General features: G+C 43.9%; 16 protein-coding genes. 11 read left to right on the plus strand and 5 right to left on the minus strand.

Translation table 11 applies throughout. The features are described from left to right. Positions 1-9 precede the first annotated feature (9 nt). From K401_RS0118485 to K401_RS0118515, 7 genes are all read left to right on the plus strand, one after another. A complete protein-coding gene (locus tag K401_RS0118485; protein ID WP_024294349.1) occupies positions 10-900 on the plus strand; it encodes a sulfide/dihydroorotate dehydrogenase-like FAD/NAD-binding protein in 891 nt (296 codons plus the stop codon). Further along, complete coding sequence (gene gltA / locus K401_RS0118490) at positions 900-2,288, plus strand: NADPH-dependent glutamate synthase (RefSeq protein WP_024294350.1); 1,389 nt, start codon at positions 900-902, stop codon at positions 2,286-2,288. The genes K401_RS0118485 and gltA overlap by 1 nt, the downstream gene beginning before the upstream one ends. A gap of 64 nt (positions 2,289-2,352) precedes the next feature. Then, on the plus strand, positions 2,353-3,732 hold the full coding sequence (locus K401_RS0118495; RefSeq protein WP_024294351.1) for an MATE family efflux transporter: 1,380 nt from the start codon (positions 2,353-2,355) through the stop codon (positions 3,730-3,732). Between the two features lie 22 nt (positions 3,733-3,754). Beyond that, positions 3,755-5,143 carry an MATE family efflux transporter gene (locus tag K401_RS0118500; RefSeq protein WP_024294352.1) on the plus strand — a complete coding sequence of 463 codons (1,389 nt, stop codon included), beginning with the start codon at positions 3,755-3,757 and terminating at the stop codon, positions 5,141-5,143. Positions 5,144-5,233: 90 nt separating this feature from the next. Beyond that, positions 5,234-6,484: a C40 family peptidase gene (locus tag K401_RS0118505; protein WP_024294353.1), complete on the plus strand. Its 1,251-nt coding sequence runs from the start codon at positions 5,234-5,236 to the stop codon at positions 6,482-6,484. A 156-nt stretch (positions 6,485-6,640) separates the two neighbouring features. Beyond that, complete coding sequence (locus K401_RS0118510; RefSeq protein WP_024294354.1) at positions 6,641-7,333, plus strand: iron-sulfur cluster assembly scaffold protein; 693 nt, start codon at positions 6,641-6,643, stop codon at positions 7,331-7,333. Positions 7,334-7,408: 75 nt separating this feature from the next. Beyond that, the gene (locus tag K401_RS0118515) at positions 7,409-8,419 is read left to right on the plus strand and encodes a GGGtGRT protein (RefSeq protein ID WP_024294355.1); all 1,011 of its coding nucleotides are present in this window, start codon (positions 7,409-7,411) and stop codon (positions 8,417-8,419) included. Positions 8,420-8,699: 280 nt separating this feature from the next. Here the strand turns inward: K401_RS0118515 and K401_RS0118525 are convergent, their stop codons facing one another. Continuing rightward, the gene (locus K401_RS0118525; protein WP_024294356.1) at positions 8,700-8,993 is read right to left on the minus strand and encodes a hypothetical protein; all 294 of its coding nucleotides are present in this window, start codon (positions 8,991-8,993) and stop codon (positions 8,700-8,702) included. 890 nt (positions 8,994-9,883) lie between these two features. On the opposite strand from K401_RS0118525, the gene K401_RS33240 reads away from it, so the two are divergent. Continuing rightward, positions 9,884-10,039, plus strand: coding sequence for a hypothetical protein (locus K401_RS33240; RefSeq protein ID WP_166435282.1), 156 nt, complete (start codon positions 9,884-9,886; stop codon positions 10,037-10,039). A gap of 375 nt (positions 10,040-10,414) precedes the next feature. Here K401_RS33240 and K401_RS0118535 read toward each other — a convergent pair whose 3' ends face one another. The 4 genes from K401_RS0118535 to K401_RS0118550 form a co-directional block, all read right to left on the minus strand. Further along, on the minus strand, positions 10,415-10,867 hold the full coding sequence (locus tag K401_RS0118535) for a MarR family winged helix-turn-helix transcriptional regulator (RefSeq protein WP_024294357.1): 453 nt from the start codon (positions 10,865-10,867) through the stop codon (positions 10,415-10,417). A gap of 93 nt (positions 10,868-10,960) precedes the next feature. Continuing rightward, positions 10,961-11,872, minus strand: a complete 912-nt coding sequence (gene lplA, locus K401_RS0118540) for a lipoate--protein ligase (protein ID WP_027352391.1) — start codon at positions 11,870-11,872, stop codon at positions 10,961-10,963. Between the two features lie 9 nt (positions 11,873-11,881). Further along, positions 11,882-13,564: a dihydrolipoyl dehydrogenase gene (gene lpdA, locus K401_RS0118545; protein WP_024294359.1), complete on the minus strand. Its 1,683-nt coding sequence runs from the start codon at positions 13,562-13,564 to the stop codon at positions 11,882-11,884. 81 nt (positions 13,565-13,645) lie between these two features. Then, complete coding sequence (locus K401_RS0118550; RefSeq protein WP_024294360.1) at positions 13,646-14,086, minus strand: OsmC family protein; 441 nt, start codon at positions 14,084-14,086, stop codon at positions 13,646-13,648. Between the two features lie 120 nt (positions 14,087-14,206). Here K401_RS0118550 and K401_RS31960 point away from each other — a divergent pair, with 120 nt between their 5' ends. The 3 genes from K401_RS31960 (at position 14,207) to K401_RS0118565 (ending at position 16,615) form a co-directional block, all read left to right on the plus strand. Next, positions 14,207-14,653, plus strand: coding sequence for an aminotransferase class I/II-fold pyridoxal phosphate-dependent enzyme (locus tag K401_RS31960; protein ID WP_156945292.1), 447 nt, complete (start codon positions 14,207-14,209; stop codon positions 14,651-14,653). Positions 14,654-14,730: 77 nt separating this feature from the next. Next, positions 14,731-15,774: a branched-chain amino acid aminotransferase gene (locus K401_RS0118560; RefSeq protein WP_024294362.1), complete on the plus strand. Its 1,044-nt coding sequence runs from the start codon at positions 14,731-14,733 to the stop codon at positions 15,772-15,774. Between the two features lie 61 nt (positions 15,775-15,835). Further along, positions 15,836-16,615, plus strand: a complete 780-nt coding sequence (locus K401_RS0118565; RefSeq protein ID WP_024294363.1) for a GNAT family N-acetyltransferase — start codon at positions 15,836-15,838, stop codon at positions 16,613-16,615. Positions 16,616-16,720: the final 105 nt, after the last annotated feature.

Genomic DNA, 16,720 nt, shown 5'->3' on the forward strand with positions numbered 1-16,720 from the left:
AGGATGAAGATGTATAAGATTTTAAAAGCAGAGATGTTAGCTGACAAGATCTATCTGATGGATGTGGAAGCACATCGGATTGCCAAAGCCTGCCAGCCTGGAGAATTTGTTATTGTCAAGATGGATGACAGAGGAGAGAGAATTCCTCTTACCATCTGTGATTATGATCGTGAGAAGGGTAGCATTACTATCGTATTTCAGACAGTGGGTGCCAGCACAGAAAAGATGGCTGAATTAAAGACAGGAGACAGCTTTGCAGACGTGGTGGGACCTTTGGGCAATGCGTCTGAATTCGTGCACGATGATATAGAAGAACTGAAGAAAAAGAAATATTTATTTGTGGCCGGAGGTGTTGGAACGGCTCCGGTTTATCCCCAGGTAAAATGGATGAGAGAACACGGCATTGACGTGGATGTTATCATGGGGGCAAAGACCAAGGACTTATTAATTTTGGAAGATGCTATGAGAGAGCAGGCCGGAAATTTATATGTGACCACAGATGACGGCTCTTATGAAAGAAAGGGCCTGGTTACTGAGGTAATCAAGGACCTGGTTCAGAACCAGGGAAAAAAATACGATGTGTGCGTAGCCATCGGACCGATGATCATGATGAAATTCACCTGCCTTGTGACCAAGGAGCTGGGTATTCCGACCGTTGTCAGCTTAAACCCTGTTATGGTAGACGGAACCGGCATGTGCGGCGCCTGTCGTGTCACAGTTGGAGGAGAGGTGAAATTCGCCTGCGTGGATGGACCGGAGTTTGACGGCCACCTGGTTAATTTTGACGAGGCCATGAAGCGCCAGATGATGTATAAATCTGAAGAAGGGCGCGCAGTTTTAAAAGAGCGTGAAGGCGATACCCATCACGGCGGCTGCGGATTGTGTGGAGGTAACGAGTAATGGATGTATTAAAGAAAGTACCAGTAAGAGAACAGGACCCAAAGGTAAGAGCGACGAACTTTGAAGAGGTTTGTCTTGGATATAATGAGGAAGAGGCAAAGGAAGAAGCCAGCCGCTGCATTCAGTGTAAGAACCCGAAGTGTGTAGCAGGCTGTCCGGTATCCATCAATATTCCAGGCTTTATTAAGGAAGTGGAAGACGGAAATCACGAAGAGGCAGCTAAGATCATTGCCCAGTCCTCCGCACTTCCGGCAGTCTGTGGCCGTGTGTGTCCACAGGAGAGCCAGTGCGAAGGCCGGTGCATCCGCGGAATCAAGGGAGAGCCTATTTCCATCGGAAAACTGGAGCGTTTTGTGGCAGACTGGTCCAGAGAGCACGGTTTTGTACCCGCTGCCCCGGAAACGACCAATGGCAAGAAGGTAGCTGTCATCGGTTCCGGTCCTTCCGGACTGACCTGCGCCGGAGACTTAGCGAAGCTTGGCTATGAGGTTACCATTTTTGAAGCCCTTCATGAGCCGGGCGGCGTACTGACCTACGGCATACCTGAGTTCCGTCTTCCAAAGGAAGGTGTGGTTCAGCCGGAAATTGACAACGTAAGAAAGCTTGGCGTTAAGATCGAGACCAATGTGATCGTGGGCAAGTCCGTGACCATTGATGAGCTTTTAGATGAAGAAGGCTTCCAGGCGATATTCATCGGCTCAGGAGCAGGTCTTCCCATGTTTATGGGAATTCCGGGAGAGAATGCCAACGGCGTATTCTCTGCCAACGAATATTTAACAAGAAGCAATCTGATGAAGGCGTTCCGAAGTGATTATGATACCCCCATCGTTGCAGGCAAAAAGGTAGCAGTCGTAGGCGGCGGAAACGTTGCCATGGATGCGGCCAGGACAGCCCTTCGTCTCGGTGCGGAGGTACATGTTGTCTATAGAAGAAGTGAGGCAGAGCTTCCTGCAAGAGTGGAAGAGGTTCATCACGCAAAAGAAGAAGGCATCATTTTTGACCTTTTAACCAACCCGTTAGAGATCCTTACGGATGAAAAGGGCTGGGTAAATGGAATGAAATGCATCAGAATGGAGCTTGGTGAGCCGGATGCTTCCGGCAGAAGAAGACCTGTGGAGATAGAAGGGTCTGAATTCATCATTGATGTGGATACGGTTATCATGTCTTTGGGAACCTCACCAAATCCGCTTATATCCAATACAACAAAGGGACTGGATATCAACAAGCGCAAATGCATCATTGCTGAGGAATCTACAGGAAAGACCAGCAAGGAAGGTGTTTATGCCGGAGGAGATGCGGTTACAGGAGCTGCAACCGTGATTCTGGCTATGGAAGCCGGACGTGCTGGAGCAAGAGGGATTCACGAATATCTTTCTTCAAAGGAATAATCCAGATAGTCAAAGGGCCGCCATTTTACTGGCGGTCCTTTTGAAAGGTTGTGAAAATTATTTTATGAATAAAAAAATTGATTTATTAAGGGGACATATATTTACCTCCCTTACCGGACTGGCTCTTCCTATCATGGTTACAGCCCTGGTTCAGATGGCTTACAGCCTGACTGATATGGCGTGGATCGGGCTGGTAGGTTCCCCGGCTGTTGCGGCGGTGGGAGCAGGAGGCATGTATGTCTGGCTTTCCCAGGGCGTTGTGGCCCTTGCAAAAATGGGCGGCCAGGTAAAGGTAGCCCACTCCCTTGGAAGGGGTGATAAGGAAGACGCGGCAGTTTTCGCTTCCGGTGCACTCCAAATGGGCTTTTTGTTTGCGTTTCTTTATGGCGCTGTGTCGTTTTTCGGAGCAAAGCCATTGATCGGTTTTTTTGGTCTGAATGATATTTCTGTGGTACATAATGCCCAGGTTTATTTGAAGATCACCTGCGGCTTGATTATATTTTCCTTTCTGAACGTGATTATTACCGGGATCATGACAGCCATGGGGGACAGCCGGACGCCGCTGTTCGCTAACTTTATCGGCCTGGTTTTGAATATGGTTCTGGATCCTGTCCTGATCTTTGGAATAGGTCCGATAAAAGGTTCCGGGGTGGCAGGAGCTGCCATTGCAACAGTTATGGCTCAGGCAGTTGTGACCCTGGTGTTTTTTATGGTCATAAAAAAGGACCGGCTGCTGTTTGATAAAGTGAAGGTGTTCCATAAAGTTTCCTGGGATCATATGAAGGCAATGATACAGATAGGATTTCCTGCTTCCGTGCAAAACTTAATCTATACCAGCATTTCCATGGTCCTGACCAGGTTTGTGACCGGGTTTGGTGATACGGCTGTGGCGGTTTTGCGCGTAGGCGGGCAGATCGAATCCATATCCTGGATGACGGCAGATGGATTTGCAGCCGCCATTAATTCTTTTGTCGGGCAAAATTATGGAGCAGGACAATATGGAAGAGTAAAAAAGGGCTATTTTACGGCGACAGGAGTCATGTTTGTCTGGGGATTGTTCTGCACGGCCCTTTTGATCGGTCTTCCGGAGCAGATCTTCGGATTATTCATCCATGAAGCAGAGGTCATTCCAATGGGGATTCGCTATCTGGTGATCCTTGGACTTTGTCAGATGTTCATGTGCATAGAACTGACGACCGTAGGAGCTCTCTCCGGCCTTGGAAAGACTCTTCTCTGCTCAGTCCTCAGCGTTGTATTTACTTCTGCCAGGATCCCTCTTGCCATGATTTTAAGCGGTACTGCCCTTGGGCTTGACGGAGTCTGGTGGGCATTTACTATTTCAAGCATTATCAAAGGAATCTTATTCTTTTTTTCTTTTCTCATTGTGGTGAGAAGACTGCCCCAGGATGAACATCGGACCCGGATGGAAGCGGGGCTTGAATAATACCTTGAAAGGGGAGCTGTAAATGAAAAAACCATTGACAAAGGAGGAACGGTATGATCAGATGATCGGTACTCCGGTTTCCTCCTTAATTCCCCGCCTGGCGGTGCCCACGATCATCAGCATGCTGGTAACCTCTGTTTACAATATGGCGGATACTTTTTTTGTAAGCCAGATAGGTACCAGCGCTTCCGGCGCCGTGGGAGTCACGTTTTCCGCTATGGCAATGATCCAGGCCGTAGGCTTTACCCTTGGGATGGGAAGCGGAAACTATATTTCCCGGTCCTTAGGAAACCGGGATGAGACTCATGCAGACCAGGCGGCAGCCACCGCGTTTTTTACGGCAATACTGATCGGCCTGGTGGTCACGGTATTCGGCCTGATCTTTTTAGAGCAGCTTGTTTATTTTCTGGGGGCAACAAAGACCATAGCGCCTTATGCAATGGATTATGCCAGATACGTCCTGTTTGCAGCGCCCTTTATGATGTCCTCTTTTGTAATGAACAATATTTTAAGATCCCAGGGAAATGCCTTTTTTGCCATGGCGGGAATCACACTGGGAGGGGTTTTAAACATGATCCTGGATCCTCTTTTTATTTTCGGATTGGGAATGGGAATTTCAGGAGCAGCCATTGCGACCATGATAAGCCAGATCATAAGCTTTATGGTATTGTTTTATCAGTGTAATTTCAGGGAGGGCTGTATTAAGCTTAAGATTAAAAACTTTATGCCCACATGGAACATGTACGGGGAGATTCTCCACGCAGGGCTTCCCTCTTTCTGCCGTCAGGGACTTGCGAGCGCAGCCATGGTGACCTTAAATTTTGCGGCAGGTCCCTTTGGAGATTCTGCCATTGCCGCCATGTCCATTGTCACCCGGTTTATGATGTTCATCAATTCCGCGCTGATCGGGTTCGGCCAGGGATTTCAGCCTGTCTGCGGCTTTAATTTTGGAGCGAAACGGTATGACCGGGTCCTGGAGGCTTACTGGTTCTGCGTAAAGGTGGCGGTGGTCATGCTGACCGTGCTGGGGATCGGGGCCTTTGCTTTCAGCCGGCCCATTATTACGGCCTTCCGGCGGGAGGATATGGAGGTCATAGAGATAGGGACTCTTGCTTTGCGGCTTAATATGCTGACCCTTCCCATCCAGGCATGGGTGATCATGGTGAATATGCTGACCCAGTCCATTGGCTACGGATTCCGGGCATCCCTGGTGGCAATGGGAAGACAGGGGCTTTTCCTGATCCCGGCGCTTCTGGTGTTACCAGGATTTTTAGGCGTCCTGGGACTTCAGATATCCCAGCCGGTTGCGGATGTATTTACCTTTGTCCTTGCCACGGTCATAGTGGTGAAAATATTGAATGAATTGAAATTTATGAGGGATGAAGAGGCAGGAACTTTGGCCGTATCTTAAAAATATCAAAATTTTCCAAAATAGGACTTGAATTTTACCCTGGTTATACGGTAACATATAAGGTAGAAAAAAGGGGAAAAGGAACTGACGATGAAACGAAAAATACAGATTATGTATGAAAGAAACAGAAAAATGCTGCAAAAGCTTCTCTGCGGCCTGTTAGTAAGTGCAATGGTCTGCGGCCAGACTGTTCCCGCCTGGGCTACGTCAAAAGCGGAAAAAGAGAAACAGGAAGCCCAGAAAAAGTTGGAAGAGGCAAATAAAAAGGCTCAGGACGCAGAAAGCAAAAAGAGTGCCGCCCAGAATCAGGTATCAAAGCTGACCACTGACCTGACTGCTCTTTTGTCTGATATCAAGGTTCTGGAAAGTGATATGGCCAACAAGGAAGCAGAGATCAAGCAGGCGGAGCTGGACTATGCTGCGGCTAAGAAAGATGAAGAAAAGCAGTATGCTTCCATGAAAAAGAGAATCCAGTACATGTATGAAAAGGGAGATACAGAATATCTGGATATTTTCCTTCAGGTGAAAAACATGTCTGACCTTCTTAATAAGGCAGAATACGTAGAAGGAATTTATACATACGACCGGAACATGCTGATCACCTTTCAGGAGACAAAGCAGAAGGTGGCCGATTATAAGTCTGACTTAGAAGAGGACAAGGCTGAGATGGAGGTCATGGAGCTGGAGTATAAGGATCAGCAGTCCCAGCTTGAGACGCTGATCTCCACGAAGAAAAAGGAAGTTTCCAATTTTGACAGCCAGCTTGCACAGGCCAAGCAGGATGCGGCAGTTTATGCTCAGACGGTAGCAAAGAAGAATGAGGAGATCCGCAAGGCGAAGGAAGAGGAGGCCAGGAAGAAGGCAGCCGAAGAAGCCAGGAAAAAGGCGGAGGAAGAGGCCAGAAAGAAGGCTGCTGCTAACACCAGCTCAAAACCCAAGTCCTCCAATGCCAACAACAAGTACACCGGTCCCACAGCCAACAAGAGCAATGGCGGAACCGCCGAAGGACGTGCGGTTGCAGATTATGGGCTTCAGTTTGTGGGGAATCCTTATGTATTTGGAGGAACCAGCCTGACCAGTGGTGCGGACTGTTCCGGATTTGTATTGTCCGTATACAGGCATTTCGGATATTCTCTTCCAAGAAGCTCTTCAGAGCAGCGCTCCGCAGGACGTGAGGTATCTTATTCTGAGGCCCAGCCCGGAGATTTGATCTGCTATGCAGGCCATATAGGGATTTATATCGGCAATGGACAAATTGTTCATGCAAGTTCCCCGGCAACCGGAATTAAAGTGGGAACAGCTACATACCGGACCATTCTTTCCGTCAGGAGAATTTTATAAAGAACAAAAAAAGCAGGGAGGATTCGTTCCTCCCTGCTTTTTTGGAAAAAATACTTGCGGAAACCGACATTATATGAGAAAATATGATCAAGTATGATGTGATATAATTAACAAAGTACTGTTCACAATGATTACTTATTCGAAAGGAGTATTAACATGATTTATTCACAGGAAGTAGAAGAGATGTGCATAGTGGCACAGGGCGTTCATCACGGCGCAGCTCCAATCCCGGAAGAAGCAAAATGGGTAAAATCTAGAGAAGTTAAAGATATCTCCGGTCTGACACATGGCGTTGGCTGGTGTGCTCCCCAGCAGGGCGCATGCAAGCTGACTCTTAACGTAAAAGAGGGCATTATTCAGGAAGCATTAGTAGAGACAATCGGATGTTCCGGTATGACACATTCCGCTGCTATGGCGGCTGAGATTTTACCGGGACTGACCGTTTTAGAAGCATTAAATACAGACCTTGTCTGTGATGCTATCAATACAGCAATGAGAGAATTATTCTTACAGATCGCATACGGAAGAACCCAGAGCGCTTTCTCTGAAGACGGACTTCCTGTAGGTGCAGGTCTGGAAGACTTAGGAAAGGGTCTCCGTTCACAGGTTGGAACCATGTACGGAACATTAAAGAAAGGTCCTCGTTATTTAGAGATGGCGGAAGGTTATGTAACCGGCATTGCTTTGGATGAAGAAGACCAGATTATTGGCTATCAGTTCGTAAGCCTTGGAAAGATGACAGACTTCATCAAGAAGGGCGATGATCCGAACACCGCTTGGGAAAAGGCTAAGGGACAGTACGGCCGCGTTGCAGATGCTGCTAAGATCATTGACCCAAGACATGAATAATCGGATTGTCGGAGGATTGTCGGTTACCGGTTATCAAAGCGAAGATATTTGGCCAATAATAAGGAGGACAAGATAATGGCATTATTTGAATCATATGAGAGAAGAATTGACAAAATCAATTCTGTATTAAACAGCTATGGTATTGCTTCAATTGAAGAAGCTGAGAAGATTACAAAAGATGCAGGCTTAGATGTGTACGAGCAGGTAAAAAAGATCCAGCCGATCTGCTTTGAGAATGCCTGTTGGGCTTACATAGTGGGAGCAGCTATCGCAATCAAGAAAGGCTGCAGAAAAGCATCTGACGCAGCAGCAGCCATTGGAGAGGGACTTCAGGCTTTCTGTATTCCAGGCTCCGTTGCAGACCAGCGTAAAGTAGGTCTGGGACATGGCAACTTAGGAAAGATGCTTCTGGAAGAAGAGACAGACTGCTTCTGTTTTTTAGCAGGCCATGAGTCCTTTGCGGCAGCAGAAGGTGCAATTGGTATTGCTGAGAAGGCAAACAAGGTTCGTCAGAATCCTTTAAGAGTTATCTTAAATGGTTTAGGAAAGGATGCAGCTCAGATCATTTCCAGAATCAATGGATTTACATACGTAGAAACAGAGATGGATTATTACACAGGCGAAGTAAAAGAGCTTTGGAGAAAGTCCTACTCAGAAGGTTTAAGAGCAAAAGTTAACTGCTACGGCGCAAACGATGTAACAGAAGGCGTTGCAGTTATGTGGAAGGAAGGCGTTGACGTTTCCATCACAGGCAACTCCACCAACCCAACCAGATTCCAGCATCCGGTAGCAGGAACCTATAAGAAGGAATGTACAGAGAAGGGCAAGAAATATTTCTCCGTAGCTTCCGGCGGCGGTACAGGACGTACCCTTCATCCGGACAACATGGGAGCAGGCCCGGCTTCCTACGGTATGACTGATACCATGGGACGTATGCACTCTGATGCCCAGTTCGCAGGTTCTTCTTCTGTTCCGGCTCACGTGGAAATGATGGGTCTGATCGGTATGGGCAATAACCCTATGGTCGGCGCTACCGTTGCTGTGGCTGTTGGGATCGAGGAAAGTGCAAAAGAAGGTAAATTCTAAGGATAAACCTTTATTTTTAAAGGTAAAATACCATTTGATAGAGAAAAGAGGAGTTCGCTTTAGGCGGCTCCTCTTTTTGTGGTGCGCCCAGCGGGCGCACGTTCTAATGGAAAGTCCCTGGTCCGCCCTGGTGGTGGGAAGGACATAGCCAAGACCAAGGGTGTCCATCGCGAGGTGGAAGCTGAAGTCCAATGGAATGAATATATAAAGAAAATTACTGGCTATTTATAATTACGGCATAAAGTTTTTTAAACATCAAATTATTCAAGAAAACTGTTATTTAATTGGTCTTGAGAGCCCATAGACCGTCCTCCCGAAAATAGGTAAGTGTCACCTTTTGGCGCGTATCGTTTGCAGTAACATCACAAATATAAGTAGTCTGACGGAAGCGTTTATCAATATTTACAACGCGATCAATGGCAATATCAGTGTAAGTACCGTCAGTAAAAATATATCTAAAATAAATTGGTACGCAATCGCCGCGGGCATTAAAGCTGGCGATCACCGGTAAAGTGCGATTATAGGATAAATCAATGGTTTCTTTTGGGCATGGACGATCAATATAAAATGGCATTACTATCACCTCGGTGGCAATTATAATAAACGTACGTTCTGGTGCATAATAGGAATTATAGCAAACATATGTTCTTGATGGCAATAGGGAGTAAAAGGAAAAAGGCAGGAGGGATACATTAAGAAATTCACCAAAAGAGCGCCGGTTGCAATATGAGCATGGCAGAGGATCACACTGAGGCAGCCTTAGCAATTAAGGTTTTGCCTGCAACGACCTTCTTTGCAACGAGGCCGGCTTATACATATAGGAGTTTATGTCCAGATCGGAGACTGGGTAAAGCACCAGGACGAAGACTGGAGCACTTGAGAGGGACAAAAGCCCAAGTAACGAAAAGGAAGGTTACTCAGGCTTATACACGAGATGGGACACAATTATAATTCCCAATAAATCAAAAATTATTCATAAAATAACAGTGATTTGATGGAAAAATTGGCATCAGGGACGCGAGTGTTTGAAAAAAGAGTTAGCAGAGCAGCTGGTAAGGACAGCAGCCTTGGAGGCTGTAAGGGAATAATGTACTGGATCAGGGCTATTGACAAATCGTGTCTTTGTAATGTCCACACGGCTGATTTATAATGATGATATCTAAAATCAGGTAAATTTGGCCCCCTGCGGCTGCCATGTGTAATGGCTTAGTGGCCGATTGAAAACGATGATTTTTCTTGACTAAATAATTTTAATAAAAAAATTTCAAGATAGTCACGGGACAGGTCGAAGCTTTATATCTTAACATTGTAAGATTATCCGTATACGACATAAAATTCATAGTCAATTATTCATAGATTTCCCTCCTTTTTTTTGAAAACGCCTGTCGTAATTTGATCGATGGGTGTTTTCTTTTCCAACATAATTCTTCTAATAATCGTCCATACTATGGCTGAGGTGATAATATGGAGAAAAACAAGGAAAATCGGAAGCCTAAAAAAGATGTGGCTGAGGAAGTCAATACTTTCAACAACCACTGGGGAACAGGACATTTTCTGGGACCTAATACGCTGAGGCATGAAGAAAACAGAGAAGCTTATGAGGAAGAGGACAGCGAGTAGCTGTCTTTTTCTTTGCCGGGAGACTGTACAGTGCAACCGCGCAGTGTGCCTGTGCTGTTATTGTAACTTTAATCCTGGTGTCGATTATGGCCAATTAGGCAGTGAAAAAATGGGATGATGCCGCTTCATTTGAAGCGAGGAAAGCCTCTGTAGCTGCTGAAAGCCCAGTGGAAAAGTTAACTTAGGCAATAAGCAGAAGCGCTTTCATTTTTTCGGAAATCGGGAAATGATGAGGGGTCTGTGAGCAGGAGAGGAGAGAATAAAAAATACCATGCATAAATGAGGTGTTGCTTCCTCTTTATACATGGTATTAGAAATCAGCAGATCAGGAATATCTTTTTATAAAAACAAAGACTGAAGAATGCACGTGTAAAATCAATTGGAGCCAGGTGGAAAAGAAGGTGTAGTCTCTATATTATTAAGCATTTTGTTTAAGGCTGATTTGAAGCTGTCAAGCTCCAGCTGGGTAAGACCATTAAGTACGTCTGACTTAAATTTTTCAGTGATTGCCAGCATCTCATCTTCAATTTTTATCCCGTCATTTGTAAGCGTTAATAATTTCGTTCTTTTATCACTTTCATTGTTCACTCTATGCACCCACCCAAGCGCTTCCATCTTATCAATTAACCGTACAACGCTTGGTTCTTTGAGTGACATCTTGTCCGATAATTGCTTTTGGGTAATCAAGTTGTTATTTTTTATATAATATAATGCAATCCACTGGGATCTTGTAATATTATAATGATTTAATCTTTTTTCTAAACAATCGGCTAATTTCTTTGCACCTCTGCAGGTTATAAAAGCAATACAGTCATCTAAATCAAACATAATTCATCACCATCTAATTCCTTTTTGTTTATATAGATTATATTAACATAAAAGATTTAAGTATACTATACTTTTTTTGCTGGCAGGACAGAATTAAGATAGTTTTAAATGGTTTAGAATATACAGGTCCATACACTCCCATATTGTTGCTTCGTCAAATTGTTTCTCACTTAGATTATTCTCACATATTCTGAAATCATAAAGCTGCAGACTGTCTGTACTGATTTTGGCATTTTTTATTATCCCATCAGATATTGAGATGTGCACGGATACGTTTCCTAAAGAATATTTACGTTCCAATACGATGTCGAAATTGGGTGATTGTGCATACAGCCAATCATAAGATGAGAGAAGTGATTCCAAAGGGGCATTAAAGTTAGTTTTATTAATATACTCTATTTTTTTACTATCAAAGGTCTCGATGAATGCTTCTATTACTCTTTCTGTGGTTATTTTCTTACTGATTTCTGATAAGTTTATGACTCTGTTTTTAACGGACTTAACTCCTTTGGATTGTAATTTTAATGTGGAGGGTGTGAGGGCTTTTTCTAACCGCCCAAAGTCCACATGAACTAAAATTGTGCCGTGATACATATAATTATCGTTATCAGTATAATAAGCATGTCCGGAAAACTTCTGGTTTTTATACAGCAAATCATTTCTGCCGCTAAATTCACAATCAATACCGAGTCTCAACATTACTGATTGGATGATTTCTATGAACTGGACATGACTTGCCAAGGCTTCTTTTGTAATAAAGGTAAAATTAACATTTCCCTTATCATGGTATACGGCCCCGCCTCCGGAAAACCTGCGAACCGCCTTGATATTCTGCTCCTTAAGGTATGAAAGATTACATTCGGCGTATAAGTTCTGGTTTCTTCCTATGATCACAGAAGCATCATTTTGCCATAGAAATAGATGGATATCTTCGTCAGAGGCCAGAAACAACTGATGTTCTGCAGCGATGTTAAAATATGGATCAAATTCTTTTGAAACTATTATTTTTTTTCATTATTGGTGCAAAGCTCCGATTCCAAGATCCAGTGCAGCTTCATGAATCACCTCACTGGTAGTTGGGTGTGAAAATATTGTCTCTGTTATTTGTTTTTCGGTAAATCCATTGGCAATCGCCAGAGTCAGTGTGCTTATTAAGGAGGAAGCATCAGGGCCTATAATAGATCCTCCGATAATCTTTTGAGAATCGTTGTTTTTCACCAGTTTTATAAAACCCCGTGGTTCATTCATTGTCAATGCTTTTCCATTTCCTTTAAATGAAAATCTGCCGATCGTGATATCCATTCCCTCTGCCATTGCTTTATCTTCGTTTATACCAACGCTTGCAATTTCCGGAGTGGTAAATATGACATTTGGAACGGCCGAGTAATCCATCTCTTTACTTTTCCCTAATATATTGTCTACAGCAACAATAGCCTGATGAGAAGCCACGTGGGCCAGTTGAATAATGTCTGTTACGTCCCCAATTGCATAAATATGATCAATATTTGTGCGCATGGAAGAATCTACCTGAATGCCTCTTCCCCTGCTGTTTAATGAGACATCGCTATGATTAAGTGATAGCCCATCTAAATCAGGCTCCCTGCCGATAGCTACTAAAACTTTGTCGCTTACAATCAAATGCTCACCATTTTTATCCTCATAGGTAATGACTGCCGCATCATTAATAGAACTTTGAATTTTCAACACCTTTGAGCCAGTGTGGATCTTAATTTTTGCTTCTTCTGCAATAGCGTGCATTTCATTGGATATGTCATTGTCAACCATGGTTAATATACGATCCATAAATTCAATAACGTGTACATCAACGCCAAAATTTTTATAGATAAACGCAAATTCCATACCAATGACCCCGCCTCCAATAATTGCAATGGATTTAGGAAGATCCGTGTCAGACAGCGCGGTGGTGCTGTTTAATACAAAAGGCAGGTCCAGACCGGGGATTGCCGGTTTTGAAATTTTAGACCCCGTTGCTATGATAATATCCTTTGCTTTAATCATGTAGCTTTGACTTCCATTCACTGCGACGGTATACATGTCAATAAAAGACGCCTGACCGGAGATTACATTGATTTCATTTTTACTCATGAGATAATCAATTCCGGAAACAAGCTTATCTTTTATCTGGTCCTTGCGGGCAATGACCTGCTTCATATTGACCGAGATTCTACCTTCGATTTCTACGCCGAAAATGGAAGCTGTGTTTGCATTATGGCAGATTTCAGAAGATTTTACAAGCGCCTTAGTAGGAATACAGCCGACATTTAAGCATGTTCCCCCTAACTCTGATTTTTCCACCAGAGTTACCGTTAAACCGTTTTTGGCCGCGTAAATAGCTGCCACGTATCCCCCTGGTCCTCCGCCGATTATAAGTAAATCCGTGGAGAGTTCCACAGAAGCTGTTTGCGCCATGTCTTTTAAATCTGATTCTGTTGATTTTCCAGCAACCAAACATTCCGTGATATCAAACAATTCAGTATTGGGGGCAATTTCGGAACCTTCTTCACATAATATTCTAAAAACTGCGCCATCCGATGTTGCCTTTATCGGGCGATTTCCTTTTGCTGTCTCTACTTGCACAAGGATGTCGCCGACAGCTACTTTATCGCCAACTTTTACATTTATTTTTCCTACTTTACTTGTTTTTCCGCCAGGGATTGCTGGCATTTTAATGATCATGTGATATTCTCCTTTATTTTTTGTACGTATAAGCAAAAGAGCCAATTATAAAAAGGCTCTTTTGCTGTATGTAGGTATTAATTAGTCAATTGCCACACCTGATAATACTAATTTCACACCATTAGCCAGGCAATCGCCTACAGGGCAGGTTTGCTCAATAAACTTTGCATAGTTTTCAATTTTCTCTTTGGGTTCATTGGTCTTAAAATGCATTACAAAGCGAATTTCCTGAAAGCCGTTTCTTACATTGGCTAAGCCCATGAAACCATCCGGATCCAAATCCCCTTCAAGTTCAACATGAAATTCCTCAAATACGATGTCGTGGGCAGCTGCAAATGCGGTTGCTACGATTGTCTGGCAAGCTCCCAGGGCACATAAAAGAGCCTCCACAGGATTCATGAAAGCATCAGTGCCTCCCATTTCCTCAGGCTCATCAAGGAGTATTTTAAAACCTCTTGAATTTGTTTCAACTTGTAAACCATCGGATAATTTTGTTGCAGTAGCTTTGAATGTAGTCAGCATAACACTATCTCCTTTCCACAGGTATTTGTCAATACCGTGATTAAATTTGTTAATAATGTAACACATTTGATTTCTAAAATCAATAGTTAGCTAAGTAAATATTTTCTTGTTTTTCATTTTTTGCATTCTCATATCATCATAACCAATGAATCTTTGAGGGCAGTCTACGATAAGTTTGCAAGTGCATTAAATCGTACGGAAATCAACGTATTAGGCGTGGCTGCAACGATGGCGGCTTATGCACATGGCCAGGAATGGCTGGATCATGTATTGGAAATTATTGAGGATAACTACAGTTATTTAAGAGATATGTTAAATGAGAAGGCACCTGCTATCACGGTATGTGATCTTGAGGGCACTTATCTGGTTCTGCTTGATCTGCGAAAATGCGTGGATCAGAATTGTGTTAAGGAATTTATACAGGATAAATGCCGGCTCGCTGTTGATTATGGCGAGTGGTTTGGTGAGAATTTTAAAGGTTTTGTCCGTCTGAACCTTGCAACGGACCCTGCATATGTACGGCAGGCAGTGGATAATATTGTAAATCAGTTGAGTAATTGCAATTAGGATGATATAGTAGATGAAAGCATGGCAGCAGTGCTGCTGCCATGCTTTCATTAATTTTATATTTAAGGGAGTTTTTTATGGAAAAGAAAAATATGGACTGGGAAAATATTGGTTTTGGATACAGGAAAACGGATAAACGCTATGTGTCAGAGTACAAAGGCGGAAGATGGGACAAGGGCTTGCTGACTTCAGATGCCAATGTTGTATTGAATGAATGCGCTGGTATTTTACAGTATTGCCAGGAAATCTTTGAGGGACTGAAAGCATATACGGCCAAAGATGGAAGCATTGTTACATTTCGCCCGGACTTAAATGCAGAGCGTATGATGGATTCTGCAAGGGGAATGGAAATGCCGCCATTTCCGAAAGAAAAATTTTTGGAAGCGGTAGACCAGGTTGTAACAGCCAATATATCCTGGGTACCTCCATACGGTACAGGCGCATCTCTTTATTTAAGACCGTATATGTTTGCTACCGGACCGGTTATTGGAGTGAAGCCTTCTGATGAATATCAGTTTCGCTTAATCTGCACCCCGGTCGGTCCGTATTTTAAAGGCGGCGCCAGGCCATTAACCTTATGTGTCAGCGATTATGACAGAGCGGCGCCTCGCGGAACCGGGCATTTAAAAGCCGGTTTAAACTACGCCATGAGTTTACATGCCTATGTAACGGCCCATGATGCCGGCTTTGATGAGAACATGTTTTTAGATCCTGTTACACATACGTATGTAGAAGAAACAGGTGGTGCTAATTTCTTATTTGTTACCAAAGATAATGAGATTGTAACTCCTGAATCAAACACCATATTACCCTCAATTACAAGAAGATCCATGTTGTATGTTGCTGAACATTACTTAGGGCTGAAAGTAACTGAGCGCCCGGTACGCTTATCAGAGCTTCCGGATTTTGCAGAATGCGGTTTGTGCGGTACTGCAGCAGTCATTTCTCCGGTAGGAAAGGTAGTAGACCATGGAAAAGAAATATGTTTTGCCAGCGGGCTGGAGAAAATGGGACCAGTTATTCAGCAATTATATGATCTTCTAACCGGAATTCAGCTGGGAACGACAGAGGCACCGGAGGGATGGATCCGAAAGATCATTGATAAAGATCAGATATTCTGATGCCGGGACACCGAGACTCCTCTTTTTCATTATTTAAATTATCCGGCCAGGAGGAATGTGTATGACGAATGAAAGAATTCTGGAAATCGCAATGGGCCAGTCAGCAATTGATGCCAACTGTCAGCCTGGGGATTTCTGTACAAGTGAAAATAAAATCGTTATTTCAGCTAATCATGCAAATGCCAGAAAATATCTGGAATTGCCTTTTTACTGTGATCTGGTCTCTTATGGGAACAATATTGTTGCATCGGTAAATGAGGACATTGCCGAATTTGTCAAAGAATATATCAACAAATACCCTGTTATAAATTGTTTTGAAACCCCTAACCTTCACATACTCAACGATGAGCTTCAGAAAAGAGGGATGAGGATCTGTTTTATGGCCGAATACTTTCTGCCGGATTTAAGTGCATTGAAAGTCATGGACTGCGGTTATGAGATTAAAATTCTGGAACCGGAGGAGTTTAAGGAGCTGTATACCTCTCAGTGGAGCAACGCCTTGTGTGAAAAGCGTAAGCACCTGGATGTTTTGGCGGCAGGTGCTTACGATGACGGCAGGCTGGTAGGGCTTGCAGGCTGTTCCGCTGACTGCGAAACCATGTGGCAGGTCGGCATTGATATCTTGCCGGAATACCGGAGAAAGGGGATTGCCACCGCACTGACCAGCCGTATGGCATTTGAGGCTTTAGGCAGGGGGAAGGTTCCCTTTTACTGCGCTGCCTGGTCCAATATCAAATCGGTCCGGAATGCTATAAAAAGCGGTTTCAGGCCGGCCTGGGTGGAGGTAACCGCCAAAAGTGCGGATTTTGTTACCGGACTGAACCAAAAGACTTTTGCATGAAATACCCAAAGAATAAAAACCTTCAAACAGATCCGTACATCAGTTTGAAGGTTTTTTAGGACAGGGTATAAAATGGAAACAATTTGAATGATATAAGCCGGGCCA

It is taken from the genome of Lacrimispora indolis DSM 755, assembly GCF_000526995.1.
Lineage (GTDB): Bacteria > Bacillota > Clostridia > Lachnospirales > Lachnospiraceae > Lacrimispora > Lacrimispora indolis.